Annotated in this window: 24 protein-coding genes; 3 read left to right on the top strand and 21 right to left on the bottom strand. The window is 46.8% G+C overall.

The window, feature by feature from the left end; translation table 11 throughout:
* Nucleotides 1-10: 10 nt before the first annotated feature.
* The 13 genes from GLW00_RS07485 to GLW00_RS07425 all read right to left on the bottom strand — a co-directional run bounded on the left by GLW00_RS07485 (nt 11) and on the right by GLW00_RS07425 (nt 13,469).
* Nucleotides 11-1,957, bottom strand: a complete 1,947-nt coding sequence (locus tag GLW00_RS07485; RefSeq protein ID WP_160912724.1) for a TOMM precursor leader peptide-binding protein — start codon at nt 1,955-1,957, stop codon at nt 11-13.
* Nucleotides 1,954-3,861, bottom strand: a complete 1,908-nt coding sequence (locus tag GLW00_RS07480) for a bacteriocin maturation protein (RefSeq protein ID WP_160912722.1) — start codon at nt 3,859-3,861, stop codon at nt 1,954-1,956. The genes GLW00_RS07485 and GLW00_RS07480 overlap by 4 nt, the downstream gene beginning before the upstream one ends.
* 150 nt (nt 3,862-4,011) lie before the next feature.
* Nucleotides 4,012-4,326 carry a heterocycloanthracin/sonorensin family bacteriocin gene (locus GLW00_RS07475; protein ID WP_202412409.1) on the bottom strand — a complete coding sequence of 105 codons (315 nt, stop codon included), beginning with the start codon at nt 4,324-4,326 and terminating at the stop codon, nt 4,012-4,014.
* 191 nt (nt 4,327-4,517) lie between these two features.
* Nucleotides 4,518-5,156, bottom strand: coding sequence for a GNAT family N-acetyltransferase (locus GLW00_RS07470; protein WP_160912720.1), 639 nt, complete (start codon nt 5,154-5,156; stop codon nt 4,518-4,520).
* Between the two features lie 89 nt (nt 5,157-5,245).
* Complete coding sequence (locus GLW00_RS07465; protein ID WP_160912718.1) at nt 5,246-6,280, bottom strand: DUF2332 domain-containing protein; 1,035 nt, start codon at nt 6,278-6,280, stop codon at nt 5,246-5,248.
* A gap of 25 nt (nt 6,281-6,305) precedes the next feature.
* Entirely contained in the window at nt 6,306-6,857 is a 552-nt protein-coding gene (locus GLW00_RS07460) for an aspartyl-tRNA synthetase (protein ID WP_160912716.1), read from the bottom strand.
* Nucleotides 6,858-7,069: 212 nt separating this feature from the next.
* Complete coding sequence (locus GLW00_RS07455) at nt 7,070-8,734, bottom strand: M4 family metallopeptidase (protein ID WP_160912715.1); 1,665 nt, start codon at nt 8,732-8,734, stop codon at nt 7,070-7,072.
* 51 nt (nt 8,735-8,785) lie between these two features.
* Entirely contained in the window at nt 8,786-9,382 is a 597-nt protein-coding gene (locus GLW00_RS07450) for a CalY family protein (protein ID WP_160912713.1), read from the bottom strand.
* A gap of 57 nt (nt 9,383-9,439) precedes the next feature.
* Nucleotides 9,440-10,006, bottom strand: a complete 567-nt coding sequence (sipW, locus tag GLW00_RS07445; RefSeq protein ID WP_160912711.1) for a signal peptidase I SipW — start codon at nt 10,004-10,006, stop codon at nt 9,440-9,442.
* On the bottom strand, nt 9,990-11,057 hold the full coding sequence (locus GLW00_RS07440; RefSeq protein WP_160912709.1) for a hypothetical protein: 1,068 nt from the start codon (nt 11,055-11,057) through the stop codon (nt 9,990-9,992). Before GLW00_RS07440 ends, sipW begins: the two co-directional genes overlap by 17 nt.
* A gap of 173 nt (nt 11,058-11,230) precedes the next feature.
* The gene (locus GLW00_RS07435; protein WP_160912707.1) at nt 11,231-11,887 is read right to left on the bottom strand and encodes a response regulator; all 657 of its coding nucleotides are present in this window, start codon (nt 11,885-11,887) and stop codon (nt 11,231-11,233) included.
* Nucleotides 11,888-12,223: 336 nt separating this feature from the next.
* A complete protein-coding gene (locus GLW00_RS07430; RefSeq protein WP_160912705.1) occupies nt 12,224-13,054 on the bottom strand; it encodes an ABC transporter ATP-binding protein in 831 nt (276 codons plus the stop codon).
* A 190-nt stretch (nt 13,055-13,244) separates the two neighbouring features.
* Nucleotides 13,245-13,469, bottom strand: coding sequence for a hypothetical protein (locus GLW00_RS07425; RefSeq protein WP_160912703.1), 225 nt, complete (start codon nt 13,467-13,469; stop codon nt 13,245-13,247).
* Between the two features lie 259 nt (nt 13,470-13,728).
* Here GLW00_RS07425 and GLW00_RS07420 point away from each other — a divergent pair, with 259 nt between their 5' ends.
* On the top strand, nt 13,729-14,208 hold the full coding sequence (locus tag GLW00_RS07420; protein ID WP_160913776.1) for an SRPBCC family protein: 480 nt from the start codon (nt 13,729-13,731) through the stop codon (nt 14,206-14,208).
* A gap of 4 nt (nt 14,209-14,212) precedes the next feature.
* On the opposite strand, the gene GLW00_RS07415 is transcribed toward GLW00_RS07420, so the two are convergent.
* On the bottom strand, nt 14,213-16,567 hold the full coding sequence (locus GLW00_RS07415; RefSeq protein ID WP_160912701.1) for a penicillin acylase family protein: 2,355 nt from the start codon (nt 16,565-16,567) through the stop codon (nt 14,213-14,215).
* Between the two features lie 109 nt (nt 16,568-16,676).
* On the opposite strand from GLW00_RS07415, the gene GLW00_RS07410 reads away from it, so the two are divergent.
* Together GLW00_RS07410 and GLW00_RS07405 are read left to right on the top strand one after the other, a co-directional pair.
* Nucleotides 16,677-17,681, top strand: coding sequence for an aldo/keto reductase (locus GLW00_RS07410; protein ID WP_160912699.1), 1,005 nt, complete (start codon nt 16,677-16,679; stop codon nt 17,679-17,681).
* Nucleotides 17,682-17,860: 179 nt separating this feature from the next.
* Nucleotides 17,861-18,337, top strand: coding sequence for a DUF456 domain-containing protein (locus tag GLW00_RS07405; protein WP_160912698.1), 477 nt, complete (start codon nt 17,861-17,863; stop codon nt 18,335-18,337).
* Nucleotides 18,338-18,387: 50 nt separating this feature from the next.
* Here the strand turns inward: GLW00_RS07405 and GLW00_RS07400 are convergent, their stop codons facing one another.
* The 7 genes from GLW00_RS07400 to fdhD all read right to left on the bottom strand — a co-directional run bounded on the left by GLW00_RS07400 (nt 18,388) and on the right by fdhD (nt 25,621).
* The gene (locus GLW00_RS07400; protein ID WP_160912696.1) at nt 18,388-18,825 is read right to left on the bottom strand and encodes an RDD family protein; all 438 of its coding nucleotides are present in this window, start codon (nt 18,823-18,825) and stop codon (nt 18,388-18,390) included.
* A 177-nt stretch (nt 18,826-19,002) separates the two neighbouring features.
* Nucleotides 19,003-19,176 (bottom strand): hypothetical protein, encoded by a 174-nt coding sequence (locus tag GLW00_RS07395; RefSeq protein ID WP_160912694.1) that lies wholly within the window; start codon nt 19,174-19,176, stop codon nt 19,003-19,005.
* A 96-nt stretch (nt 19,177-19,272) separates the two neighbouring features.
* Nucleotides 19,273-20,055 carry a TerC family protein gene (locus GLW00_RS07390; RefSeq protein WP_160912692.1) on the bottom strand — a complete coding sequence of 261 codons (783 nt, stop codon included), beginning with the start codon at nt 20,053-20,055 and terminating at the stop codon, nt 19,273-19,275.
* Between the two features lie 27 nt (nt 20,056-20,082).
* On the bottom strand, nt 20,083-20,463 hold the full coding sequence (locus GLW00_RS07385; protein ID WP_160912690.1) for a sporulation protein: 381 nt from the start codon (nt 20,461-20,463) through the stop codon (nt 20,083-20,085).
* 961 nt (nt 20,464-21,424) lie between these two features.
* Nucleotides 21,425-21,889 carry a helical membrane plugin domain-containing protein gene (locus tag GLW00_RS07380; protein WP_160912688.1) on the bottom strand — a complete coding sequence of 155 codons (465 nt, stop codon included), beginning with the start codon at nt 21,887-21,889 and terminating at the stop codon, nt 21,425-21,427.
* Nucleotides 21,889-24,825: a formate dehydrogenase subunit alpha gene (gene fdhF / locus GLW00_RS07375; RefSeq protein WP_160912686.1), complete on the bottom strand. Its 2,937-nt coding sequence runs from the start codon at nt 24,823-24,825 to the stop codon at nt 21,889-21,891. The genes GLW00_RS07380 and fdhF overlap by 1 nt, the downstream gene beginning before the upstream one ends.
* Nucleotides 24,818-25,621, bottom strand: coding sequence for a formate dehydrogenase accessory sulfurtransferase FdhD (fdhD, locus tag GLW00_RS07370; protein WP_160912684.1), 804 nt, complete (start codon nt 25,619-25,621; stop codon nt 24,818-24,820). Before fdhD ends, fdhF begins: the two co-directional genes overlap by 8 nt.
* Nucleotides 25,622-25,704: the final 83 nt, after the last annotated feature.

The raw sequence follows: 25,704 nt of genomic DNA, 5'->3' as shown, positions 1-25,704 counted from the left end.
CCTTCAGCCATCAAGGGAATGGATGCGGATAAGGGTTGAGTTCACCGGGTGTAAGGTGACGATCTGTGTACCCGAGCTTCTTAGGAACTTCCAGGACTCTGTTCAGCCCCTCGAGACGTCTCAGGTGATGTCCGAAAGTCATAGGCAGCATCCCCGGGATCAACACTTTGACGCAGTGCAATCCATTCCTTGCCAACTCGCTGGATGTCTGGTCTACAGCGATGACATCCATATTCAATTCCCGGAAAACCTCCAATAGACCTTTTACATCCTCTGTGAGATCAGGATGGGTTCGCTTCATTTGAAAAGCTTCTTCGAACGTTTGCAGAGGCTGGTCCTGATTCAACAGAAAGCCAAACCGTTCCTCCGCCTCCGGAAGTCCGTACACCATCCCATGATCATCCATTTTTTTCACGAGGGAAGAATCGCGCAGCATCTTCACATAGGTCTCTTTGTTCTTATTGAACTCTTTGTTTAATGGTTCAATCATGCCGACACTTTCAAACACCGCACTTTTTACAGCTTTTACAGGATCCAGGTGAGCCCCGGCTGCACAGATCATATTCAAATCTCCGGTATCCGCTATACTTTTCTTGATGATAGTCAGGATACAAGGGATGCCATGTTCCATCGTGGCATTGTATAAATAAAGGTCGTAACCTGCGATCTCTTTCATCCGATCGATCATCATATGCAGCTCTTGATCACCGGAAGAGCGGGGGTCTATACGAGGAAGAGGAAGTTCTGCATACCAGGACATAAGAAAAGAATCCCGTTCCAGGACTTCCAGCATGCCGTGGAAAATTGCTTCTTCTCCGCTCCCCCCAATGGCACATCCGTTGGAGGTTTCAAAAATGTACCCGCCTCCACAGCCCATGCTGTAGTAGGCAAGCCTTTCCGGTACTAAGATCGGAGTATTTTTCAATAACGAGTACCCCCACACCCAGTTCATTTTCTTATCGGGATGATAAGGGGTGAAAGGAAAACCTTTCTCCGCATACTGTTCAGCAGAATGAACGCCGACATCCAGAGGATTAAGAGCTGACTCGAGGTTGCTGTAACAGTCATACACCTTCGTCCTTTTGCCTTTTGGATCCATGCCGCAGAATCGTTCCAACCCTTCCAGGATAGCGGTTTTTTCACTGACAGCGTAGGAATTCGTCCGCCCTGCCGACCCTTCATTACCGTTCATGAGTGGAAGATTCACGATCACATCCGCGAATGGAGTTTCAAAATCAATCATTTTATGATTGAGAAGCCCCGTACGAGGATCGAGATAATCTTTCGTCAGAAATGTGCTCAACTCTTCCATCGACCTTGAGCGGAAGCTGTCTTCACTGATTTTCATACTCGGCTTCAGAGGCATCTCAGCAAGGAGAGGGGAATCGTCTACCAGACTGCTGCACATCGGACACTGGGAATCTGGCAAAAAAAGATGCCGGGAGTTTTCCAGTGTCCTCATATTGACAAGATGGACCGCCTGATCTGTCCGGACACGTTTCCCTTCGCTCCAAAGGTTGACCTCGTGACAGATGACACACGCCATCTGCTGGATTCCGTTCCGGGATACCCACTCATCCTGTCTTGCCTGTGCCCCTTCCAGCAGTGTGTGTTGAATGTTCCAAAGATCCTCGCGATCGCTTCCTGTCATGATCCTCCTCACATCCGCACACTGCGAACATCCTGCGCTATCCGGGGTGACGAACGGCCCAATGACGCCTTCACCAAAAGCAACAAAACCTCTCAGCCAACCGATCCCATATTCCCGGGCAATCTTTTCTCCCATGATCGAGGAGGCTGGATTCCAGCCGTCCTCCAACACGAGAAGCAGATCCGTGTTTTCTGGAACCGGCATTTCCAAACTGCGTATCCAGGTGACTTCATAATGCGCCTTCAGTTCCTTGACCACATGTTCAAGCAGAACGCCCTCACCTACAGCTGTTATGAAAGTGCTCATCGATGTTCCTCCCTTTCCACCCACACCCCGCAAAGGTCGATCACCCCGTCGCCATGGAAAGGTTCCATGTAGATCTTGGCAAAGGAAGGTTTGTGCTGTCGTTTTTCCAACTGGGTAATAGCATGACGAAGGACCTCTTTGTCGTCTGTCGCTTCCAGAGAAGGAAGGTCCAAAGAGTCCACAGACTCTTTTTCAAAAGAAAGATGGGAACAAGAAAGGAATGAATAGCCGGAAGGAAGGTGTTTATTTTGCTGCTCCAAGAGGAGAAGAAATAACGCTTTGCGGACAGCCAGTGTCTCATGCAGAGCCACCGCTCCCCTCCACTTGCTGTAGCGTGTTTTTACCCACACCACAGGAAAACCGAAACGATCCTTTGAAAGAGCAAGCTCAGGATTCGTATCCATCGTCTTGAGAACCTGCCAATAATAACGGCAAGATTCATCTTCAATCTTGTTTAACGTGATCTTTCTTGCTTTGTGTTGTTTTTGAACCGTCCATTGGTTTTCGACCGCTTTTTGCAGAGCTCTTAAGCAGGCTTCGCTTAGATTTTCACCGGCCCCGATGAAGAAGGCGTCATCAGACACCGCATGAGAATCAGGACTTTGTAAGATGTCACGTTTCAGCGGCTTCACATATGCCTCCACACCTATGAAGCCCGCTTCCTGTCTTGCCTCTTCATGTGTTTTTCCTCCGGCAATGATCGCTGGGTTCAATTCCTGGGACTTCACATGAACCACTTGTACGCTACATTGGGAAAGAGGCAGCTGTTCCAGATCACCTTCTTCCCATTCATGAAAGATGCCGATAGGGCTCGCCGTTAACTCACCAAAGTAATAGAGCCATTCCTTCTCGTCTTTTTTCCTGTGCGGAATTTCTCCGCCAGGGTCTATCCTTTCCATTGAGAATTTCTTTTCAGTGAGGGGATGGCGTTTAAAAGGATGCCACCCTCCCTCCAGGGTTTCCAAGTTCATCAAATAGACGTGATTACTCCGGTGAGACTCCAGTACTCCTGTCATTTTTTTGAACAATTCAAATGTCATAACCGTTGCGAACATCGCTTGAGCGGGGCCTGAGGCCAGGAAGGATGGCGATCCGCTTTTCATAGGCTCAGGCAGGCTGCGCCAGGCCGATTCCCAACCATTATGTGCAGCCTCATCGATGTAAGGCCCTGCGATTCCATAAGTCCCCATCAGGACGCCCGGAAAGAAGTCTTTTTTCTTTTCCAGGCAGCCGTTCATGATGCTCTGAAGTTCTTCCATCTTCTCTTCCCGGCAAACATATAGGACCGCATCATAAGGATCGATGATCTCGGACCAGGAAAAGGACTCCTTTTCAAAATAAATCTCCACCGATGCGTCATCGTCTATTTTTCTGGCTGCTGTTTCTAATTCCGACAGCCTGTGGATGTTTGTCTTCTTCACATCTGTCAGGAACACAGAAACATTCGACAACCCAGATTGAAACATAGCCGATACAAGTCCGGTCAACATGGTCCCCTCGCCAATCGCCAACACTTTTTTCGTCCGAAACTGTTGGAAACGCCAGGCAGGAGATTCCACGAAACTTTCTAAATATTCGATTTGTGAAGCGAATGCTTCCACTACCTGAGGGTCCAACTGGTGAGGCCGTTGCTGACTGACATCTGAAAGGAACCCATTCTGATAAAGGGTGTCTGTAATTTCATACAGCCGCTTGCGATAAGGATCCTGCAAACCATCCGTCAGGCTCTCTAATGAATGGCTTCCATCCAGCATAGGAATCAGCTTTTCAATCCATTGTTGAATCATCGGACCTTCCATTCGGAAAGAACCCGCATTGTTTCTGAAATAAACCCGGTCGGTCTCCGGCATAAAAAACGTACCCTTTTTAACTTTCAGACACATGGAAGGTTTGACCTTTGTCATAACATTCCTCCTTGCCCTCTAAGGTGACTTCCTAACCGATTTTATGTAATCCAACACTAGGGTTATGCGTGGACAACATACAAGACCCCCTGTCGGAATATCCAACAGGGGGGATTTTTTTGGTTCATATTGAATGTCTTGATCGATGGATCAACGGCCTCCGCAACGTCCGCAGCGGCCACAGCCTCCACAACGCGCACAGCCGGCGCAACGAGCACATCCTCCGCAGCCTGCACAGCGGGCACAACCGCCACAACCGCCGCAACGCGCGCAGCCTCCGCATCCCCCACATCCGAAGCAGCTGAAACAGCCGAAACAGCCACCGATTCCAAACCCGCCCAAGCCAAGCCCTACACATAACCGAGCATCATTTGAATAAACTTCTCCCTGCTGACTCGGGACTAGTTGTTGAGCATGAAATTCACCGACATCTAAGTTCTGAATTTGATTTTGAAATTCATTCAACTTGTTTCCCCTCCATTGGTCCAGCCTCTGTGCTCTGACAGCACTAAGCACTGCGTTCACAACAACGTATGAGGAAAGCCTAAGGATTGTTACTGTTCTCGTAAGAGATGATAAGAAGGGGGTGATGGAAAACGGCGGCGTCAAGCCCGACCTTCACGTCAAAAAACATCGCAAGGGACGCTCAGAAAGCCTTATTCATCCAACATAGAAGCAGCTTTTTCAAATTCACGCTGGCTCTCCTGGACCTTCTTTTCCTTTGGAGGAAACGATTGATCAAACTTATCGACTTCCTCTTCATCAACCTCCAGCGCATTAGAAAAAACGACATAACCGGATAGATCCTCAAGAGCCCCTTCGTAAAGCGGCAGGACAAGCAAGCCTTTATAGAACTTTCCATCAGGCATGGAGATGTTGTATTTCTTCCCGCCCAGGAAACCATATGGTTCATAATGATAGGGAAAGCCCAGAGTCAGGATGGCACGGTATCCCTTTTCTTTAGCTGCTTGAATGGAATACGTGATCAACTTTCTTCCGAGCCCTTGTCTATGATAGTCAGGAGAGATGAAAACCGGACCAAAACTGATCGTTTGATATTCTGTCTGATCTTCGGCCACTACTTTTGAATGGGTATAGAAAATCCCACCGACGATCTCACCATCAACCTCGATCACAAAGGAGAGATCCTTAATAAAGTCTGCGTGGTCCCTCATTTTGTGGATGACGAAGTGTTCATGACATCCAGGGAAATATAAATTCCAAAAGGCTTCTCGCGCTAATTCTTCCACTCTTCTGTAATCATGAGGTTTTTCGTTTCTAATGTTCAGTTGCATAGATCGTCTCCTTACACAATTAATAGGCTCATTTTTATCATTCTCTAGTTTCAGGAGTATAAACACAACCGTCCCCATACTTCACGGCATCAATGTAACCCAAACTCCCAATCAAACCACCGGCCATGACCATCCGTATCACCGATTGTCTTCGTCTTAAAACGGCCACTGACAACAGAATCCATATGAAGCTTTCGATCATTCATATTGTTGTAGATATGATAGACGTCTCTTTTCTCTCCAATCCTAGCCACTTGACGAAGAAGATCATCTTTTATGCTTTCCGGCATCTGGTTGGCGACATGGGTATGGAAGATACATAGAGTCGTATCCTCTGGAATTCCATCAGCAATTTCAGGAAGCATGGTTACTCCATCCCCTTCTTTTAAAACGGGGGGATGGAGTCTCAGTTGTTGGACGGCTGTTTCAAAATTCTTTCTCCGCTCCTCATGCTCCGGCCATATGAGCGCCTTCAGACAATGAACATCCTCTTCTTTAGTTAAATCACTGACATGTAAGTCGATCCCTATTCGTTCTTTCACCGGCGGGATCTGTTCAAGAGCATCTAAAGGAAGCTCACCTTTTCTCACCTTTGATGTGAGATGAACAAAGGAGTCCGGGTTTCCATAGGATCCATCGTCTCCATAAGAATAGCTGTACTGATCCCAAAGTAGTTGCAGCCCGGCACTTGTACCAATTTCAATAAGCGATAAAGGTTTTTCTGTTTGTTGATGAATGGAACAGAATACAGGATAAAGATACGCACACCGGCGGACCTCGTTCGTCTGGACACGTTTCGTCTGCAGACGATGAATGACAGCCTCTTCATTCTCCATACAAAACGCCTTAAAGATAGGAAAAGGATTGCGCTCTTTTTCAGGTTTGTCCGTTACACTCGGGTAGAAACTTCTAAGCTCATGGTCGGTCCCTCTCAATAATAAATCATGGACAGCAGCGAAGAGCAAGTTAGGTACAGGCTGCCCTTCTTTTGCTTTCAGACAAAGGTGCAAGACATAAGCGTCTTCAGCGATTTGCAGCGACAACTGTTTGTAAAGGTCACTGGAACCTTCACATTCTTCCCTTGCAAAATCAATGAATCTTTCAGCCAATCTTTGTATTTTCATCCGTTTCCTCCTTCATCTATGTCTCTTATCTTTTCAGGACCATCGAATCAATCACTTCTCGATCTCCATTATGTATAAGTTCAATTTCAAGATGTGATTGCAAGTTTTTTTCAATGTACCAGATGTACAACCCCTTCCATTGGTGCTCTATCGACTTATTTTCAGGAAGCACGGCTGTTACATCCAGCATCGCAGCTCTTTCATTCCCCACCTTCACCGTTCGCTCGTCTCCTCTGCGGACCACACCATAAAGGAGGTCGTCACCATGAACGAACATACGATTCAACTTCTCCCCTGTTCTCTCCCTTTCCCAGGGGTTGACGGACACTAGTCCAGCCTTCCAGCCAAAGATACTTTTTTTAACTTTAGCAGCCCCTATATGCTGGTCATCTTTGATGAAAAAGAATAAAGCTGCTTCATTGATTTGTTTAACCGGAATGAGCGTGAGCCCCTCTTCAACAGCGTGAAGGGCTTCTTCTGGTTCCTCATAGGAATTTGATTTTCCTACCATCACCCCTACAACCGTGATCAGGAGCACCGTTATAAGGATGGAGAGAACTCCTCTGCTTTTCAACATCATCACCTGCTTCAAGCGTTTTTATTGGCTTATATCCCTTCTGGAAACAATCTCCATCAAAACATAACATACCACTAGACTCCTGCAAAGATATCCCCGATCTCCTAAAGAAAAAACCTGGAGGGAACCCTCCAGGTTTTGTACAGTCTTCATGCCTTTCTTTGATGGCCCTTTCAGCGAAGAAGCCTTCATAAAAATGTTGCTGTTCTTATTTATTGGACACCTACCGCATCGTAGGCACTCGCAACAGATGCTGCTTCTTGAGAAGATTCTCCATATAGATCCACAGCTGATTGAATCGCGGCTTCTCTCATCATGCTGAAGTCGGAAGACTCTGTTAAATATTTCGTCAGGGCGCGGTAATAGATTTGTTCTGTCGCTTCCCTGCCGACTCCCTCTACGTTGACTTCATAATGAGTGCCACCCTCAGACAGTAAGTAAGCAGCTTTGTTGTTGATACTGGAATTGATGTGCACTCCGCCATTATCTAAATCCCCCGTGTACAATTCACTATAATGATCCGGGTATCCACGATCCGGATAGAATGGGTGCGGAATTGAGGAAGGATCTTTCAAGGAGCGGAGTCCATCCCCTTCTTTTCCTGGAGTATAAATATCTTCACCCATCAGCCAATCATCCCGATCCACCATAGCGCCTAAAATATCGGACAGCGACTCATTCAAGGCTCCTGGTTCATCTTCATAAATAAGATCGGCACTTCGATCTGTCACCGCGTGAGTCAATTCATGACCGATGACATCAAGGGCGCCTGAGAGTGGAAGGAAGGTTTCTCCGTCTCCATCTCCATACATCATCTGTACGCCATTCCATGCGGCGTTGTTCCAATTTTCACCGACATGGACAGAAGAAATCATTCGTGCCCCCGCATCGTCAAAGGAGTTACGATCAAAGGTCTCCTTGAAATAGTCATAGACTTCACCTGCATGAACGTGGGCATCGACGGCTGCAGGATCTGAGAAGAATTTATGACCGTTCACCACTTCTTCCCCGTGGTATCCTAACAATTGGGAGAAAAGGTTGAACAAAAACGGATCCATGTTCAGGGCATCAAATGTGTGGATCCCATCTCCACGGGTTCCATCAAACATGTAATACTGCCCTTCTTCTTTCGTAACTTCAAAGATTTCCTTGTTTCCGAGGACTCCTTCACCGAAACCTGTCACATGATCAATGGCATTATAGCCCTTGACCACATCCCCATCCACAGCATCAACAAAGTAATGCCAATAACCAGGGGCAGGTTTTGAGGTGGATGCTTTCACAAGGTACGTTAAGTGAAACTCACCTTCATGCTCATAAAGGAACAATTCACTGGAAGGCGGAGCATCAAAGTCCTCCACTTTCCCGATTTCAGACTCAATGGATTTTGTCGCAACAGCAATCGCTTCTTCCCCTTTAATGGAAGCGTCTGTATTCAAGTCTTTCTTTTCAAGTTCAGGAACGACTTGTCCAAAGAAAGCTTTCACCTGGTTTTCCTCATTTAACGTCACCGTTTGGGAGGACCCGTAAATAGGGACACCTTCGAACTGTTCAACAAGACGGACATGAGTGGTTCCTTCTTTCTCATCCTTCTGTGTTTCCACCACTTCAAAATAGTCATTGATGTTTCCCTTCAACTTGAACTTGTCCTTCTGGTAGTTCAAGTAAGACAACGCAATCTCCTCTTCCGACACCTTTTGCTTGGTAATGGATGGGAATTTAGGCATTTCCCATTTTTCAATAATATAGGACGGGGTGTCGTACTTTTCATTCATCTTCACTTTGTCCTCATCTGCATGTACACTTGAAGCGCTCACCCCAAGGCCGCTTAATGCGACCGTCAGCGCTATGGAAGACGTAAATAATGTCTTCTTCATAAAATCTCCCTCCTAATATCGTTTATATGAACTCTGAAGGTAAGGCTGGTTTTACTCGTAATCTTCGCCTTCAGTTTGTTCCGCATTGAACGTCCACTCTAAGTTCAGACTGTCACCCTGAAAGGCGTTTTGGTCTTCATCATTATCGACGAACTCAAATTGAACCCACAGCGTATCCTCGTCTCCCACATCCAAACCTCCACGCTTCTTCCATAGAGGATCGAAGATATCTTTTGCTACGACATCCGGATCTTCGGACTGCAATTCAGCCAGCGTCGTCTGAAAGACTGGTTCGCTTTCCTTATCCCAGTTCCACATGAAGTTGACGCGGATATGCTCTCCTAAATCCATGCCATCATTATCTCCCTGTGCATCTGTGACACTGTAGTTCGTCAATAGATTGATAGACTTAATATCCAGCGTTCCTTCATTCCCCAGTTTGAATTCTCGCAGAACCGTATCCCCTGGCTTTAAGTTGTCAATATCAACGATGACTTCTGGATCCAGGGACATATCAAGCGTCCCCATACCGAACGTATTATTCGATGTTTCGGTATCGCTGAAGTAGGCATATGTCCCGCCCCCCATTAGCGACAACCCTAAGGATGCTGTCACGACTCCTACACTCACTTTTTTGAATAAACCCATTTTGAACTCCTCCTTTTTATATTTGGACTCCTATGTAAGATAAACATAAGAAGTGTCTCACGATTGATCAGATGCTGGAGCGGTGTGCTCTTTCTTAAAGTCCTCCACGGCTTTCCTAAAATAGAAAATCGAATAGAAGAATAAAACAGCCCCTGGAATAAATAACAGGAGCGCAGCACCCGTTTTGGAACTTGCATAATTTATAAGAAAACCAATGTAGGGGACCGTAAATCCTGTGTATTCCCCGACCACATTTTGTGACAGGACAGGATCCACATCTGATCCATCATTGTTATCTCCTTTTGTTGTGTAAATCGTATCCTTTTTTGTTTCCTCTACCTCGATAATGCGGTGGGTCACCAGATTCTCATTTTTATCGATGAACGTGATGACATCCCCTTTACCATATCCTTTTCCGTCATCTGTCAGCTCGATAGTGATGATAGAACCGGTTTTAAAGGTAGGCTCCATCGATCCGGATAAAACGGATTTGAATTGATGATTGAAAACCGTGGGTTCTCCTCCGCTGGCTTTGACGGATAACACCAAAACCGCCAAGCAAAGAATGAATCCGACAACGATGACAGAAACCGTCTTTCTTATAATGTTAAAGATCTTCTTCATCGTCTTGCCCCCCTTGAGATTCATGATCTGATTCCTTATCAGTCATTGATACACCCTTGCCATCCGGCTGCTTTTCAGTTTCTTCATCAACTGGACGTTCATCGGAATCCTCCGATGCAGCATTGGTTTGTTGCGTTCTTTCTTCCTCTTCACTCTTTTCTGCTGGTTGCTCCTTTTTTTGCTTCGTTTTATCTTCAGAAGGGGAAGCATTTTTTTCGCTTTTCTTACTGGTCGATTTCACCGAATCTGCATTTTCTTCATTCTGCTGCTTCTCAGATCCCTTCGTTTGTTCCGCTTCATCTGTCCCCTCTGACGAATTCTCTGCTTCTTCTGTTGCTATATCCTTTGTTTCATCCGATGCTTTTTCTGCTTCTTCTGTTGTTGTTTCCTCGGCTTCATCCGATGCTTCTTCTGCTGCTTCAGCTTCTTCCATTTTCACCTCTACATCATCTGCCTCTTTCTCTGCTTCTTCCTCAGATTGATCAGCCTCCTCTTGGATCTTTTCCTCTTCGCCTTCTTGGGAAGGAGACTCCTTATCTTTTTTCATCCTATTTTCTTTCTTGACTTTTAGATGTTCAATGGTCTCCTCGATCCTTTGAGATGATAATCTTTCGAACTTTTTATTTACTTCTTTAACCTTGTCAACTTCGTGAAGCAAGAATGGATACTTGCTGAAATCATACTTATGGAAGAACTTCATCGCTTCATTATGTACGGTGTGATAACTCTCCGTCTGCTCTTTAAAAACGATTCTTTTTTCAGCCGCCTCTTCTAAAGCTTTCTCGATGTCCTTTAATGATTCTTCATTTCCAGAGAGGTCAATCAGCTTGGCGTATGTTTGACTTACAGAGTGAAAGGCCTTTTCAACTTTTGCTGTGTAATCTTCAGCAGTGCCTGGAAATATAGGCGCAGTCGTGATCTTCATGGACCGCTGCTCATGATCCATAAAAGATGCTTTGGTTTGAGATACCAGCTGCGATGAAAGAAATATGACTACACACAGGATACAGACGCTTAGGATTACTTGAGTCAAAAACTTGCGACGTTTCATCATGACCTCCCTTGTTTTGACATACTCCTATCATCCATTATTTTGAATATTCTTTGAATTGGCTAAGCGTACTAATCTGTTAGACCATTTGATTGAGTTTTAGGTATACACCAAAAGTATTAGATTCGTTTAAAATTAAAAAAAGCCAAAAAAAAAAGCCCCCATACCGGGGACTACTCAGCGTATGAATGGACATCTGATGGATTGAACCACTGCTGTTGAACCGCATAAAGCAAAGCCTGTGAACGGCTTTTCACCTTCAATTTTTTATAGATGTTACTTATATGAATCTTGACTGTCTTATCACTGATAAAAAGCATATGGGCGATTTCTTTATTACTGAGCCCTTTCGCCAGCTCTCTTAAAACCTCGAATTCGCGCTGTGTAAGTGTTTTACTTCGGATATCCTCTTTCTTATTTTGATTATGAAGCAAGGCTTTTGTCATAGAAGGAGGAATGACACAATTTCCTTTCTCTACGCTTTTAATCCCATAGATCAGCTCTTCAATAGACATTTCCTTAAGTAAATACCCGTCCGCCCCGGCATCCATAGCGGCTTGCAGATAATGATCCTGGTCAGTGAAAGTAAGGATCAAAACCTTGCACTCAGGATATTCTTTTTTCACGAACTGTGTCAGTTCAATCCCGCTTACATCTTGTAAATGGATATCTAAAATGATGACATCAGCCATGCAAGTCTTTAAGTTCTTTCGAAGTTCCTCGCCGCTGCTTGCTTCACTAACGACCTCCATCCCTTTCTCTAAACGGATAACGTGTGTGATTCCATCTCTTAAAACCACATGATCATCAACTACCATGACTCGAATCATTACCTTCTCTACCTCCCGTTTAACCAAACAAAGATTTAGTAAGACGATGTTTAGAAACACCCAGGTGTTCGCTCAACGACAACATTCGACATAACGAACAATACTACAAAAAAACTCTTGTAAACATTAACACCTGGCACTAGAAGGTATGTTCTCTTTTTGCCTTCCCTATCGCACTTTCAGGGACCCCTATCCTATATGTATAGTTCATATAGTAACACACAATTATTTCCACATGCTACCATTTCAACAGAATCCGTTCTTAATGAAGGATAAAGAAAAATATAGAAACCTACATTCACCAACAAAAAACCTGGAGGGGAAATCCTCCAGGCTTCATCCATAGATACTAACAGGTTGTTGAGGTTCGGTTTCTTTCTCCTGCCCAATCAAATCATACGTAATCAATGCCGGGCGATGGGTGCGAGGGTCCGTTACAATGGCAGCATCGATATTGAAGACCCGCCTAAGGACTGCCGAAGTCATCACTTCATGTGCCGTCCCTTCCTTGACAATCTTCCCGCCATTCAAAGCGACTAAATGGTCGGCGAAGCGAGCTGCATGGTTTAAGTCGTGAAGCACCATGACAATCGTTCGGCCTTCTTCTTTGTTCAACTTTTCCAAAAGGGTGAGGACTTCAAGCTGATGAGCAAGATCAAGATAAGTGGTCGGTTCATCCAACAGCAGCAAATCCGTCCCCTGCGCTAAGGCCATCGCGATCCACACTTTTTGACGCTGACCGCCGGACAAAGCATCGATTTCACGTTCAGAAAATTGCTGAACACCGGTTACCTCAAGAGCCCACTCGATGATGTCACGGTCTTCCTTCGTCAATTTACCGAATCCGCGCTGATGGGGAAAACGTCCATAAGAAACAAGCTCATAAACCGTCAAACCGCTGGGTGCCTGAGGGGTCTGGGGAAGAACGGCCATTTTCTTAGCGATTTCCTTCGTCGATTCTTTATGTATCGCTTTGCCATCTAAATAGACGGTACCAGACTTCGGTTCAAGCAGGCGCGACATCGTTTTCAAGATCGTTGATTTCCCACAGCCGTTCGGCCCGATGATCGTCGTGATTTCTCCTTCAGGGATATGCAGGTTCAAATCTTCGACAATTTTCACTTCACCATAGGCTATCCCTAAGTCCTGCATGGACATTCTCACCATTGTTGAGCACCTCACCTTATATTTGCAAAAATGATATCCGTTCAATGTAGATAGTAATAATCATTCTCAATTAATCGTATACGCAATTTTATTTTTCGTCAAGGTAGAATAAAAAAGAAGCCACCTTTACAGCAAAGATGGCCTCTAGGAAAGTTGACTACGATTGGGGGCAAGCGACGGTCATCCTTCTTTAATACTGTGGACCGCGTTGAGCTGTAGAGAAATATTGAAACCAAAACCGGAATTCATCAAAGAAGACTTCCTTTGTCAATTCGATGTTGTCAAAGAAATCCTCAAGCACCTCTTCTTCCACATCATCTAAAAGCCCTGTTACATACAAGGGGGTTTGAAAACGGCTGTAGACCTCTCCATATCCGTATGTTTCAAAAACATCTTTCATTTGTTCTTCCCTCATGAGCGCACACTCCTTTTCTCTAGGGTGGCACGATTCCCTCTCTCGTATTCCATTTAGCTTTTAAACTGTTTAAGAATAAGGCAGGAGTGTTAAAGGACTTGTTTCGAAATTTTTATGAAGCGAATGGGGCTCGCTTTCCCGGAGCACCTAAACCCACCCCTTTGTCTCAAAACAGTGTCTTCCACTACCCGGAGCTTATCTAGAAGATCGGAAGTGCGGTATAATGATAGGCAAGTGAAGATGGAAGGAGTGGTGAATGGTGCCGGTGATTAATCATCGTATATTTATAAAAGCACCCGCTCATATTTGTTTTGATCTCGCGAGAAATGTAGATGTCCATAAACAAACCACGAGCAAGACAAACGAAAAAGCGGTGGCTGGTGTGACGGAAGGCTGGATGGAAGAAGGAGACGAAGTGACTTGGGAAGCGACACACTTCGGCATCCGCCAACGACTGACGGCCCGGATTATAGAAATGGATCGGCCGCACCGCTTCGTGGATGTGATGGTCAAAGGAGCCTTCGATTCGTTCACCCACACCCACGAGTTCTTTGAAGAATCAGGAGGCACGATGATGGTGGATACATTCGCCTATCAATCACCACTCGGCCTCCTTGGTCGTATGGCCGACCGTCTTTTTCTGGAGAACTATATGAAAAGCTTTATCAAATTTCGTGCCCATGAACTAAAAAAGATGGCAGAAAATGAAAAAGACTCAGAGTTAAACTCTGAGCCTTAAATAATCACGGTTGAAGAGTCAGGACTTCCCCCTCCACTTCATCCGTAGAGGTCAGGTGATACTCCCCTTCCACCCAATCTTCCAGTTGATCGTGATACCAGTCGCTTCTAAAATGACCGGATTGCCCAGGGCCGACGACATGGTATGCTCCGGTCGGGTCTTCCATGTCGATGACAAATCGCCACGATGCTCCGTGATTGACGAGGCCTTCACTGTTGAAACCAGCGGCACGGACCGTTACTCGACTGCCACTCACCGGAAGAGGATCGCCCGGATTCAGGAACCTCTCCAGAAATCCGATACTAGAAAGAGGATGGGTGAATTCAACCGCATGCGCTTCTCCCCATTCCCATTCTGAAGGGTCTTCTCCAAACTCTTCCTTCACCTCATTCAGCGTCGCTTGAAAAGCTTCAGAGATCACTGATCCCATCCCTCCTGCTTTTTGCATCCATCGGGATTCATCGCCCATCCGCAACAATTCATCTGTTGTCTGTCCGGACCCTTTGAAAAATTGTTGCATGTCTCCTGACAGATCCACATTGTAAAGTTGATCCTCGATGTTCGCCATCCAACGATGGAAAATCAACGGCTGCGCAAGTGTACGATCATCTTCCCTGTTCCACTCTTCCATCAGAGCCATCGTTTCTTTTTCAAGGGCCGTTACAGCCTCAACCTGCTCCAAAAGAAGGGGTAAGAATTCTTCCGCCTGAAGGTTTTTCACATCCATCTGCATCGCTTGGAATTGCTCCGGCGTCAGTTCGTTTTCTCCCTCGAGCATCTCACTGATGCGTGCGTACCGATAAGGCTGTGCCCAATTGTGGCTGATATGGTAAGGATAGTCCTCCGTCGTAATTTTATTGTTCGCCGTTGCAATGAATCCTTCTTCCGGGTTTACCACCCTCGGCAGTTCATCAAAAGGGACGAACCCCTGCCACTCATCCTCAGACTCCCAGCCGCGCATCGGAAGCAAGGCATCCTCCGGTTCATTGTAGATCGGCACCTGGCCATTCGCCTTGTAGGCAATTGTTCCGTCTTTACTTGCAAAAACGAAATTCTGCGCCGGGGCCAGGAACTTCTCCAACCCTTTCTCGAAAGACTCCCAATCATCGGCACGGTTCATCTCAAGCACCGCTTCCAGTTCTGTCGTCGCATCAAGGGCAGTCCAACGTAACGAGAGCAGCGTATCTTTCCCAGACTCCCCTGCATAATCACTGATCACAGGCCCATGGCGGGTCTCTACAACCTCAAGTTCCACATCATCGCCGTCTTTCACATCGATCGTTTCTGTGAACACTTCCGCTTCTTCCCATTCATCTTCGTATAAAAATTCGTGCGGATTCTCAGGGTTCCTTTTTTCTAAGTACAATTGCTGCACATCAGGTCCAACGTTCGTCACACCCCAGGCGATGTTGTCGTTATGTCCAAGGATGATGCCGGGAATACCTGCGAAAATAACCCCTGAAACGTTGTAACCTGGCGCTTCCAAGTGCATTTGATACCAGATGGACGGTGTCGCCATGCCTAAATGCGGATCATCGGCGAGCATCGGTGATCCAGAGGCCGTACGCTCTCCACTCACAACCCAGTTGTTACTCCCGTTAAATTCGTTCGGAATGATGACGTTGGCAAAACTTTTCTCGATATCAACAGCGTCGGCTTCGGCAAGGACGGTCGGGGCATCTTCAGGGTATGCCGGGAAAAGTTCGTACGCCTCCTCTTCAGAAAAATTCTGCAGCAAGTAGTAGTTGAACGCCTGGCGCTCCCAGTGGCCGCCAAGGTCGAACGCCATGTATTTTCCTATCGTTAATGAATCAAGCGGTGTCCACGGTTCGGGATCGATGTTCATCATCGCAAACTCCGGGGGCAGCGGTTCGTTTTCCATGAAGGCATTGACTCCCTCCGCAAACGCCTCCAGACGTTCGGTCGCTTCGTCTGAATAAACAGCCAGAGACTTTTCTGCCGCCCGTCTAAGACCGAGGGTCCGGAAATAACGGTCCTGATCAACCGTGGCCTTCCCGACCACTTCACTCAACCGGCCGGATGCCTGCCTGCGTGCAAGCTCCATTTGAAAAAGACGGTCCTGCGCCTGTACATAGCCCTGGGCACGAAAGACATCGAGTTCATTTTCGGCCTGAATATGAGGCACCCCCTGATCATCTCTCGTCACGGTCACGGATGCTTCCAGTCCAGAAAGAGATGCCTCCCCGTCCGTCTCCGGCAGGCTCCTTAAAGTGTAAGCGTTTACAAAAACAACAGCACTAACCAGCAAGATCATGACGATTCCGAGCGTCAGCCAGGTCGCCTTTTTCCAGCGTGGTCTTTTCTTTTTTTGTGGATCGATCTGTCTAGCTGTCTCCATTCCCCCACCTCCTGAACTTTCCTTCATTATATCTCATTTTCGAGAAAATAGATTAAAGAATTTCCGAAACGGGTATGGAACGAGTGTGCTTGACTTTGGAGGTGTAATAATGGAAAAAATCAAAATTAGTGATACATCCATGGAAGCGAGCCGCATCGGCCTTGGCACATGGGCGATCGGCGGCTGGATGTGGGGAGGCACGGATGAAGAACAATCCGTAAAAACCATCCACTCCGCGCTTGATCAGGGCATCAACTTGATCGATACCGCACCTGCTTATGGGTTCGGACGCTCAGAAGAAATCATCGGAAAAGCTGTAGAACAATATGGACGGCGTGAAGACCTTCTGCTTGCTACGAAAGCGGGCATCGATTGGAACGAAGACTCCGTTTTCCGTAATGCCAGCAAAGAGCGCATCCATAAAGAAGTCGAAGATTCGTTGAAACGCTTAAAAACTGATTACATTGATATTTATCAGGTCCACTGGCCGGATCCGATGACACCGATTCACGAGACGGCTGAAGCTCTTTCGTACCTGTACAAACAAGGAAAGATCCGCGCCATCGGTGTCAGCAACTTTTCACCAGAACAAATGGACACTTTCCGCGAAGCAGCGCCGCTGCACACGTTGCAGCCTCCATACAACATGTTCGAACGGGACATCGAGTCGAAGACGCTGCCTTACGTTCAGGATCATAACATCACGACCATCTCTTACGGATCGTTATGCCGTGGACTGTTGTCAGGAAAAATGTCCTCAAATCGTGAGTTTGAAGGCGACGACTTAAGAAACAATGATCCCAAATTCCAACAACCGCGATTCAAGCAGTACTTGAATGCCGTGAGCGAACTCGAACAGCTCGCCGAAAACCGTTTCGGCAAGAGCGTGCTGCAGCTCGCCATCCGCTGGGTGCTTGACCAGCCGGGATCCGGCATCGCTCTCATGGGAGGGCGCCGACCGGATCAGCTCAATCCGATTGAAGGTGTCGACAGCTTCACCATCGATGAAGAAACACGTCACGACATTGATGAGATTCTGCTGAAACACGTCAATGATCCAGTGGGACCGGAGTTTATGGCTCCCCCTGACCGTCAGGAATTAGGATTAAAATAACTGATGGACGGACCCTCTCGTATGAGGGTCCTTTTTTATGTAGGAAGAAATTCGAACCCAGTTAAAGAACATGAAAAAGGTTGAGCGAGCCAAGCACTAGAAACCAATAAAAGTTTAGAAACTTTTATTCTCGTCAATCGTATAAAAGAAAGAATCAGAAACTCAGGAGGTACGCGTTTATGGATATACTTATTTGGGTGATCATCATCGCCTGTTTCATCGCAAGTTTTGCAAGCGTCATTTTTCCAATCATACCGGCGCCGCTCGTGCTGTGGATCGGATTCCTGGCTTATGCGTTCTTCATCAACGGCAGCGGACTATCGGTCTTCTTCTGGATCGGAGCCGTCGTCTTGACCATACTGCTCATCGTCTCTGATATCATCGCCAACAGCTACTTCGTGAAAAAGTACGGAGGAAGCAAATGGGGCGAGCGTTCTGCGGCGATCGGTGTCATCATCGGGTCGTTCATTATCCCGCCGTTCGGCATCATCGTCATTCCATTTGTGCTGGTCATCATTGTGGAACTTGTCCAGAAACGATCATCGGAAGAGGCGTTCAAAGCAGCCATCGGCTCTCTGTTCGGTTTTCTCAGCGGGACAGTGGCCAAGATCATTATCCAGGCGATTCTCATCATCTGGTTTTTCTTTGACATTTAAACAGGATAGAGAAAATCTCAGAGTTGAAGGCTCTGAGATTTTTTCTTTGTTTATGCGTTGAGTTCATCCAATTCAGAGCGTTCACGGTCATTGGGCGCATCCTTCGTCACGTAGGTTCCGCCGATAAAATCATGGATCCCTCTTTTATCTTCCCTTAAACCAACCATAAAGGCGCTGACGATGAGAGCGACCCCGAACGTCACAAAGTACACTAAACCGCCGACAAGCTCACGTAAGACGATATGGATAAAAGTAACATCTGAGCCATCGGTTTGGACAATTCTATTTCCCAAAGCTCTTCGGCCAAGCGTATAGCCATACCAAACCGGCGGCAGGAGAAGGGCATAAAAGATCGACAATACATCGACCACCGTGAAACTCTCCTGAACAATGAACTCCCCAGTAATGACTCCGAAAAAACCCGCTAAAATGAACCCATCTACAAATCTCGCTCCCACTCTATTCCAAAAACCAGCCGGATTTTCCATACACCATCCCCCATATGTGTAACATAGATTCGCTCTAGTTACTTCTTTAGTCCCACCTATGTATATGTACTCATTATCATGGATGGTATTGGCATTTTCAACCAGGGAGGATTTTTTAAAATAAGAGACGAGAGATTGATAATAAAAAATCTCAGAGTTTAAGGCTCTGAGATTTTCTCACTTTCGCGCTTCATTTTTTTCTCGTTGTTGTTCTTTAATCAAGACCATCAGTAAAGACTTGATTTCCTGTACGTCTGTTCGTTGTTTTTTCAACATCTTCTCCATATAGCTCACTTGAAAAAAGAGATATAAAATGAACACCATACCTATAATCACCCATACCGCTTCCATGTTTCCCCTCCTGAATCGATCTCGTTCATAGCCCATATGAGTATATCAGCCAAGTTCCAGAAGGGACAATAATTCCGCGGAGGTAAATCATTTCTTTTACGAAGCATTCTCTGCAGCAGAGTTGTTGGGACTCTTTTCTTTGGATAAAAACCAACCGCCGACAGCAATCAACAATAGAACTGACCAGAATGTGATTTTCCATGGAGCGCTTTTTGCAAAACCCTCGGATAAGATTGCGATCTCCGGGTGGGCCATCGTATATACCGCAAGCTTTACACCTACCCAGCCGACGATCAGGTAAGCGGCTGTTTCAATACCAGGGCGGCGATCAAGCAAGACGACAAAATAACTGGCCGCAAATCTCATGATGACGAGCCCGATGATACCTCCTGCGAGGATGACAGCAAAGTGGCCACCATCCAAACCGCCCACTTGCGGGAGACTGGTGAGTGGTAAGGTTACGGCTAGAGCAACCGCAGCTAAAATAGAATCGACCGCAAAAGCAATATCCGCAAGCTCCACTTTTATGACCGTAGCCCAGAAACCTGAGCCCTTTTTAACTGGCGATTTCTTCGCTTTCACTTTTGGCTTCAGCACATGCTTTTTCAACAAATGGTAAGCAGCAATACCGATCAGGTAAATCGCCCCGATTGCCTGGACCTGCCAAATGTTGACGAGATAGGAAATGAGGAACAAAGAAGCGAAGCGGAACAAAAAGGCCCCTGCCAAACCGTAAAACAAGGCTTTCTTTCTCTTCTCCTCAGGAAGGTGTTTGACCATCGTCGCGATAACGAGCGCATTATCCGCAGCAAGAATCCCCTCAAGACCAATCAAAATCAACAACACCCAGCTGTATTCCAAAACTAAAGCGAAGTCCATTTTTCTTTACTCCTTATAATCAATTTTTTAATTAACGATGAGCTCATCATGGTCAAAACTTTTAGCATTGTTTTCATAAACCAGGCGCGTCTGCAGTTTATAAGACCTTCCCTCAGATAATGGAGGAAGGGTTCGAGGTAATTCATAACGGAAAGGATATTCATCATATCCACCTGCTTCCATTGTCCGTGTCATGAGGACAGTGGTGACCGGTTGGACCAATAAGGGCTTCTTCCCTCGTTCTACGACGACCAAATCACATTCCAAACGCTTGATGTTCTGTTTTCTCCAACTCCCGGATAGTTGAAAGACTCCGGACAATACATAAGGATCTTCTCCTTTAGGATCAAGAACAAGATCCACCTTCGGCTTACCGATTCTTAATCCATTCATCCATTTGGTTAACAATGAAAATCCCTCCTATGAATATAAAAAAACCTTTACCAACAGATGGTAAAGGTTTTTGAGAGTTTTCATTTAATCCCTTTACCATTATGGCAAAGGTCTCGCGAACAACGTTACGTTGCCAGGTATGCCGGAGGCCGGATGGGCCACGTAATGACGACATAACTGTAAGCTACTCCCCTTTGGAGTTATATAAGCTCTTATGAGCACAGTTTTCACTCGCTGACTGTAACTAAATCATAATAAGTTTTCAGAAAAATGTCAATTCTTTTTTCTGCTTTTTAGCAGCTTTTTAATATTAAAGTATATGGCAGGTTTCTTGAAGACTCAGTTTCGAGACGTTTGTTGAGTGGATGGGGCTACGGGGAATAACTCGCTTTCCGCGGGAGCGCGGTGAGCCTCCTCGGACTGCGTCCTGTGGGGTCTCACCCTGCACTTTTTTCCCGCAGGAGTCTCGCCATTCCCCTCCGCCCCTTTGCCAAGGAAGATTCTCGAAAACACTACTTAGAAAATCAGCCTATATGTTTATAGGAAATAGATAATATGCACTCTATCCAATGGACGTCTAGAAAGCGTGATTGCTTGATACAAAGCCCTTTATGGCTGCCTAAGTGGGAAGGATTAGAACCTTACTTATAAGTGCAGGTGTTCTAAAATCAGCCTATCAAAATCATAAGAGCTGCCCTTTTAGTGTGGGTTTCGAGAATCTGTTCCATGGTAAAGGGGCGGAGGGAAACGGTGAGACTCCTATGGGACGTGTGGGACAGGTGAGACCCCGGAAGGCGTAGCCTGAGGAGGCTCACCGCCCGCCCCATGGAAAGCGAACCTTTTCCCGGAGCCCCTAAAACCACAAAATCGTCTCGAAACTGAGCCTTCAACTAAAGGGAGCTTTTCTGAAACAAAGAGAAGGGATAGGACAAATAAAAAGAGGATGAAGCCATAATGGCTTCATCCTCTAGGATTGTTACCTTCCCATGCCCTTCAAAAAGTGCAGGAGCATCGTGATGCTTCGGTTGATTTCTGGATCTTTAAGCGCTTTGGCAAGATCGAGGAAGGACGTCTTATCTGTCGTCCCTTCCCCTTCCATCGCTTCAAGACCGTGATTGAGTCGGGAACTCAAGTCACGTATACCTGTCACATTAATCTCTCCCAAGAGGAAGACGAGTTCAGGCAGGTTGCGCAGCAAAGGTTCATATTGATCCTTATCGATTTCTTTCACAACGTTTGCCAAGGCCTCATCCTTCGCCTTTACAAAAGCAGTAACGGAGTCCAGAGTACCGCCGTTGTCGAGCGCCTTCAACAAATCAATGCCTTTGAGGATGGAATCTTTGTTGTCGGCAACGGCTTCTTTCACTTCCTTAACGTCCTGTTCGACTTGGTCTTCCCTTGATACTTCATACCTTTTGATTTTCGTAATGGCTTTTGCCATCATCGTCCCCCCTTGCCTGGGAATATATAATCCTGACGTTTCCATTTTTCCTGTACTTGGACACCTTTTTGCGGAACCGGGTTCCCACGGCGGTGGTTGTTGTGCGGAATCGGTGATTTACCTTTCTTTTTCAACACTTTCATCTTCACCGCGATTTCCTTGTACGCCGGCGTGTTCGTATCTTTATCGACACGGTTATCGGTCAGGAAGTTGATCGCTGACTTTCCGTTGTCGTTGAGGGGAAGGAAAATCTCCTTGCCGCGTACGCGGTCGGTAACGGTAACGACGCCGGTCGCTTCTCCTGATTCTGAGATCAGCTTCACTTCTGCGCCCTCTTCAATGCCGCGCTCTTTCGCAAGCTCTTTCGACACTTCGATAAAGGCGTTCGGCGTTTTACGGCGTATACCTTCCGACTTATACGTCATGTTCCCTTCATGGAAGTGTTCGAGCAAACGACCGTTATTGACATGCAGGTCGTATTCTTCATTCGTATCGTACTTCAGCTCATATGTCAGTGGATACAGCTTCGCTTTGTTATCTTCAAAAGGGAATCCTTCTGTAAATAACAGCGGCTGATCGGATCCATCTTCTGCGACCGGCCATTGCAGGGATTTATAGCCTTCAAGGCGATCATAATGAACGCCTGCGAACAACGGCGCAAGCCCTGCCGCTTCGTGCATGATTTCAGAAGGGTGCTGGTAATTCCAGTCACGGCCGAGTTCTTTGGCGATCAGTTGAATGATCTGCCAGTCCGGCTTCGTTCCTTCAAGCGGCTCAAAGCTCTGATACAAACGCTGGATGCGGCGTTCCGTGTTTGTGAATGTCCCTTCTTTTTCAAGGCTTGGCGATGCCGGCAGCACAACATCTGCGTATTCAGCCGTCTTCGTTAGGAAAAGGTCCTGAACGATGAACAGGTCTAATTTTTCAAATGCGTCTGTGACATAGTTAATGTTGGCATCGACGATTCCTGTGTCCTCACCCATGACGTACATCATGGAGAGCTCACCATTATGAATCGCCTCGATCATTTCGTGGTTATCCATGCCCGGTTCTTTCGGAATCGTGGCATCCCACGCTTTTTCATAACGGGCACGCACCTCATCGTCAGCGGTCTTTTCATAACCAGGGAAGAAGTTCGGCATGCTTCCGAAGTCACTGCATCCCTGCACGTTGTTGTGGCCGCGGAGTGGATAAGCACCTGTACCCGGCTTGCCGTAGTTCCCTGTAATAAGAAGCAGGTTACTGATGGCCGTACTCGTATCACTTCCGAGCATATGCTGGGTGACACCCATCGCCCAGCAGACGGCTACGGATTCTGAATGGGCGATTTCCTTCGCGACATCCTTCAGTTCCTGCTCAGGGATTCCGGTCAGGTTCGAAGCATAGTCCATCGTGAACGGTTCCAGACTGTCTCGGTATGCATCAAAATCGTTGACCCATTCCTCAAGGAAATTCTTATCTTCCCAGCCCTGATCAAGAATGTACTTCGCAACAGCGGATAACCAGACAAGGTCCGTTCCTGTCTTCGGCTGATAAAAGCGGTCAGCGCGCTTCGCCATTTCGTGTTTTCTCAAATCAAAGACGAAGAGTTTCTGCCCGAACAGCTTTTGGGAACGCTTGATCCGGGATGCGAGTACCGGGTGGGATTCGGCTGTATTCGACCCGATCGTCAACACTAGTTTACTTGCTGCGATATCATCGATGGATCCGGAGTCGCCCCCATATCCTACGGTCCGGAACAAACCTTTTGTAGCCGGGGCCTGGCAGTAACGGGAACAGTTGTCCACATTGTTCGTACCAATGACCTGGCGGGCCAATTTCTGCATCACGTAAGATTCTTCGTTCGTCGCTTTCGAAGAAGAAATGAAAGCCAGGTGATCGGCGCCTTTTTCTTCCTTAATCTCCGTCATACGATCCGCAACGTGAGCGATGGCTTCGTCCCATTCGACTTCTTCAAAATGGTCGCCGCGGCGGATGAGCGGCTTCTGCAGACGCTCTTCACTATTGACATAATCCCAGCCGAACTTTCCTTTTACGCATGTAGAAATGCCGTTCGCCGGAGATTCAGCACTCGGTTCGACTTTGAGGATTTCCCGTCCTTTTGTCCATACATCGAAGGAACAGCCGACGCCACAGTAGGTGCAGACCGTTTTTTCCTTTTGGATGACTTCTTCACGCATCGCTGCTTCCGTATCCGATACAGCGAAAAGCGGACCGTAACCTGTTTCCACTTTCTTCGTTAGATTGATCATCGACTTCAAAAGGCCCGGCTCCGTGTCGGTCAAAAATCCGGCATCGCCTTCCATCCCTTTTTCCATCATTGCGTTACAAGGACAGACGGTGGAACACTGCCCACAGTTGACGCAGGACGATTCATCGATCGGCACATCATTGTCCCAGATGACACGTGGTTCCATGCGATCCCAGTCAATCGTCAGCGTCTCGTTTACCTGGACATCCTGACAGACCTCCACACATCGTCCGCAAAGGATACATTGATCAGGGTCATAGCGGTAAAATGAGCCGGAATCATCCTTATCGTAACTGGTCGGCTGGAACGGACGCGACTGATGTTCCAGTCCGAACTCCGCCATTGTATTGTGAATCTCACAAGAGCCGTTGTTGTAATCACAAACGGTGCAGTACAACTCGTGTTTTTCCAGAATGCGGTCCAACGACTCCTTTTGTGCTTTATGTACATGAGGTAGTTTCGTTTGGACCTTCATACCCGCGGTCACACTCGTGCCACACGCCCGCGTCAATTCACCATCCACCTGGACGATACACGTATCACACGTCTGGATCGGTCCAAGCGACTCGTTGTAGCAGATTTGCGGCACCTGTTCTTCTGCCTGATTCATCAGTTGCAGCAGGTTCTGACCCGGTTCCGCCAGAAATTCTTTTCCATTGATCGTCACTACTGTGTGTTCATTCAATCGTTACTCCTCCTCCATGGGCTGCAGCAATACGCCTCGGATGAGTGTACACATTCATCCTCTCCCCCCGTAAAAATCCGACAGCCGTTATGTTCAAATCGTCCGCAAGCTGAAGGGCTAAATCTGTCGGTGCCGATTTGGATAGCAGGACACCGAATCCCATTTTCGATATTTTCAAAAGGACTTCGGAAGAAATCCTGCCTGTAAATAAAATGATCTTCCCTTTTCTGCTTAGCTTTTCTTTTAATAAAAACCCATACAATTTGTCCAGCGCGTTATGACGGCCGATATCCGCATACGCTTTCACAATTCCATCTGACGTAGCGATGGCTGCCTGGTGCACCCCGCCCGTCCGCTGGAATAGGCCCGCCTGGGACTGGAACTCTTCCATCAACCGAAAGCACACTTCCGGATCGAAGGTACTCTCATCCATAGCCGTCCGGGCCGTCGCCGCATCGCTTTGAAAATAAAATGCCCGACTCTTCCCACAGCAGGACCCGAGCCACCTTTTCTGCCCGCTTTGCACCTGAGGAAGGCTACTCACCGTTTCCACATAAGCGAACCCGCGGTCTTCATCGATGGTCATCTCCTTGATCTCCTTCACACTCCGAATCAAACCCTCGGATGCAAGGAATCCGATGACCATTTCCTCTTTGTCCGTCGGAGTACAGACCATCGTTGCGAATTCTTCTCCGTTGACGGTCACCGTGAGTGGATACTCGATAGCGACTTCATCTTCTTCTGAGGTCCATTCTCTCTCTCGGAATCTATGAATCTGCCACGACCTCGTCCCCAATTTTTTACCCCCTTACCAATCGTTCCCTAACTTATTCCCGTTCTTTCGACAAAACAAACACCTGCCCTTTTGAAAGTTGGACA

It is taken from the genome of Halobacillus litoralis, from assembly GCF_009856445.1.
Lineage (GTDB): Bacteria > Bacillota > Bacilli > Bacillales > Halobacillaceae > Halobacillus > Halobacillus litoralis.
The sequence above is the reverse complement of the archived record's forward strand: the minus strand, read 5'-3'. Positions and strand labels throughout refer to the sequence as shown.

What these genes read in the sequence shown, in the direction of transcription:
- GLW00_RS07440 (WP_160912709.1), bottom strand. Translation starts at nt 11,057, where the DNA reads ATGAAACGTCGCAAGTTTTTGACTCAAGTAATCCTAAGCGTCTGTATC.
- GLW00_RS07425 (WP_160912703.1), bottom strand. Translation starts at nt 13,469, where the DNA reads ATGAGGGAAGAACAAATGAAAGATGTTTTTGAAACATACGGATATGGA.
- sipW (WP_160912711.1), bottom strand. Translation starts at nt 10,006, where the DNA reads ATGAAGAAGATCTTTAACATTATAAGAAAGACGGTTTCTGTCATCGTT.
- GLW00_RS07455 (WP_160912715.1), bottom strand. Translation starts at nt 8,734, where the DNA reads ATGAAGAAGACATTATTTACGTCTTCCATAGCGCTGACGGTCGCATTA.
- GLW00_RS07480 (WP_160912722.1), bottom strand. Translation starts at nt 3,861, where the DNA reads ATGACAAAGGTCAAACCTTCCATGTGTCTGAAAGTTAAAAAGGGTACG.
- GLW00_RS07460 (WP_160912716.1), bottom strand. Translation starts at nt 6,857, where the DNA reads ATGTTGAAAAGCAGAGGAGTTCTCTCCATCCTTATAACGGTGCTCCTG.
- GLW00_RS07485 (WP_160912724.1), bottom strand. Translation starts at nt 1,957, where the DNA reads ATGAGCACTTTCATAACAGCTGTAGGTGAGGGCGTTCTGCTTGAACAT.
- GLW00_RS07395 (WP_160912694.1), bottom strand. Translation starts at nt 19,176, where the DNA reads ATGGAAGCGGTATGGGTGATTATAGGTATGGTGTTCATTTTATATCTC.
- GLW00_RS07380 (WP_160912688.1), bottom strand. Translation starts at nt 21,889, where the DNA reads ATGGCAAAAGCCATTACGAAAATCAAAAGGTATGAAGTATCAAGGGAA.
- GLW00_RS07430 (WP_160912705.1), bottom strand. Translation starts at nt 13,054, where the DNA reads ATGGTGAGAATGTCCATGCAGGACTTAGGGATAGCCTATGGTGAAGTG.
- GLW00_RS07405 (WP_160912698.1), top strand. Translation starts at nt 17,861, where the DNA reads ATGGATATACTTATTTGGGTGATCATCATCGCCTGTTTCATCGCAAGT.
- GLW00_RS07415 (WP_160912701.1), bottom strand. Translation starts at nt 16,567, where the DNA reads ATGGAGACAGCTAGACAGATCGATCCACAAAAAAAGAAAAGACCACGC.
- GLW00_RS07410 (WP_160912699.1), top strand. Translation starts at nt 16,677, where the DNA reads ATGGAAAAAATCAAAATTAGTGATACATCCATGGAAGCGAGCCGCATC.
- GLW00_RS07435 (WP_160912707.1), bottom strand. Translation starts at nt 11,887, where the DNA reads ATGATTCGAGTCATGGTAGTTGATGATCATGTGGTTTTAAGAGATGGA.
- GLW00_RS07400 (WP_160912696.1), bottom strand. Translation starts at nt 18,825, where the DNA reads ATGGAAAATCCGGCTGGTTTTTGGAATAGAGTGGGAGCGAGATTTGTA.
- GLW00_RS07450 (WP_160912713.1), bottom strand. Translation starts at nt 9,382, where the DNA reads ATGGGTTTATTCAAAAAAGTGAGTGTAGGAGTCGTGACAGCATCCTTA.
- GLW00_RS07465 (WP_160912718.1), bottom strand. Translation starts at nt 6,280, where the DNA reads ATGAAAATACAAAGATTGGCTGAAAGATTCATTGATTTTGCAAGGGAA.
- GLW00_RS07470 (WP_160912720.1), bottom strand. Translation starts at nt 5,156, where the DNA reads ATGCAACTGAACATTAGAAACGAAAAACCTCATGATTACAGAAGAGTG.
- GLW00_RS07390 (WP_160912692.1), bottom strand. Translation starts at nt 20,055, where the DNA reads ATGGACTTCGCTTTAGTTTTGGAATACAGCTGGGTGTTGTTGATTTTG.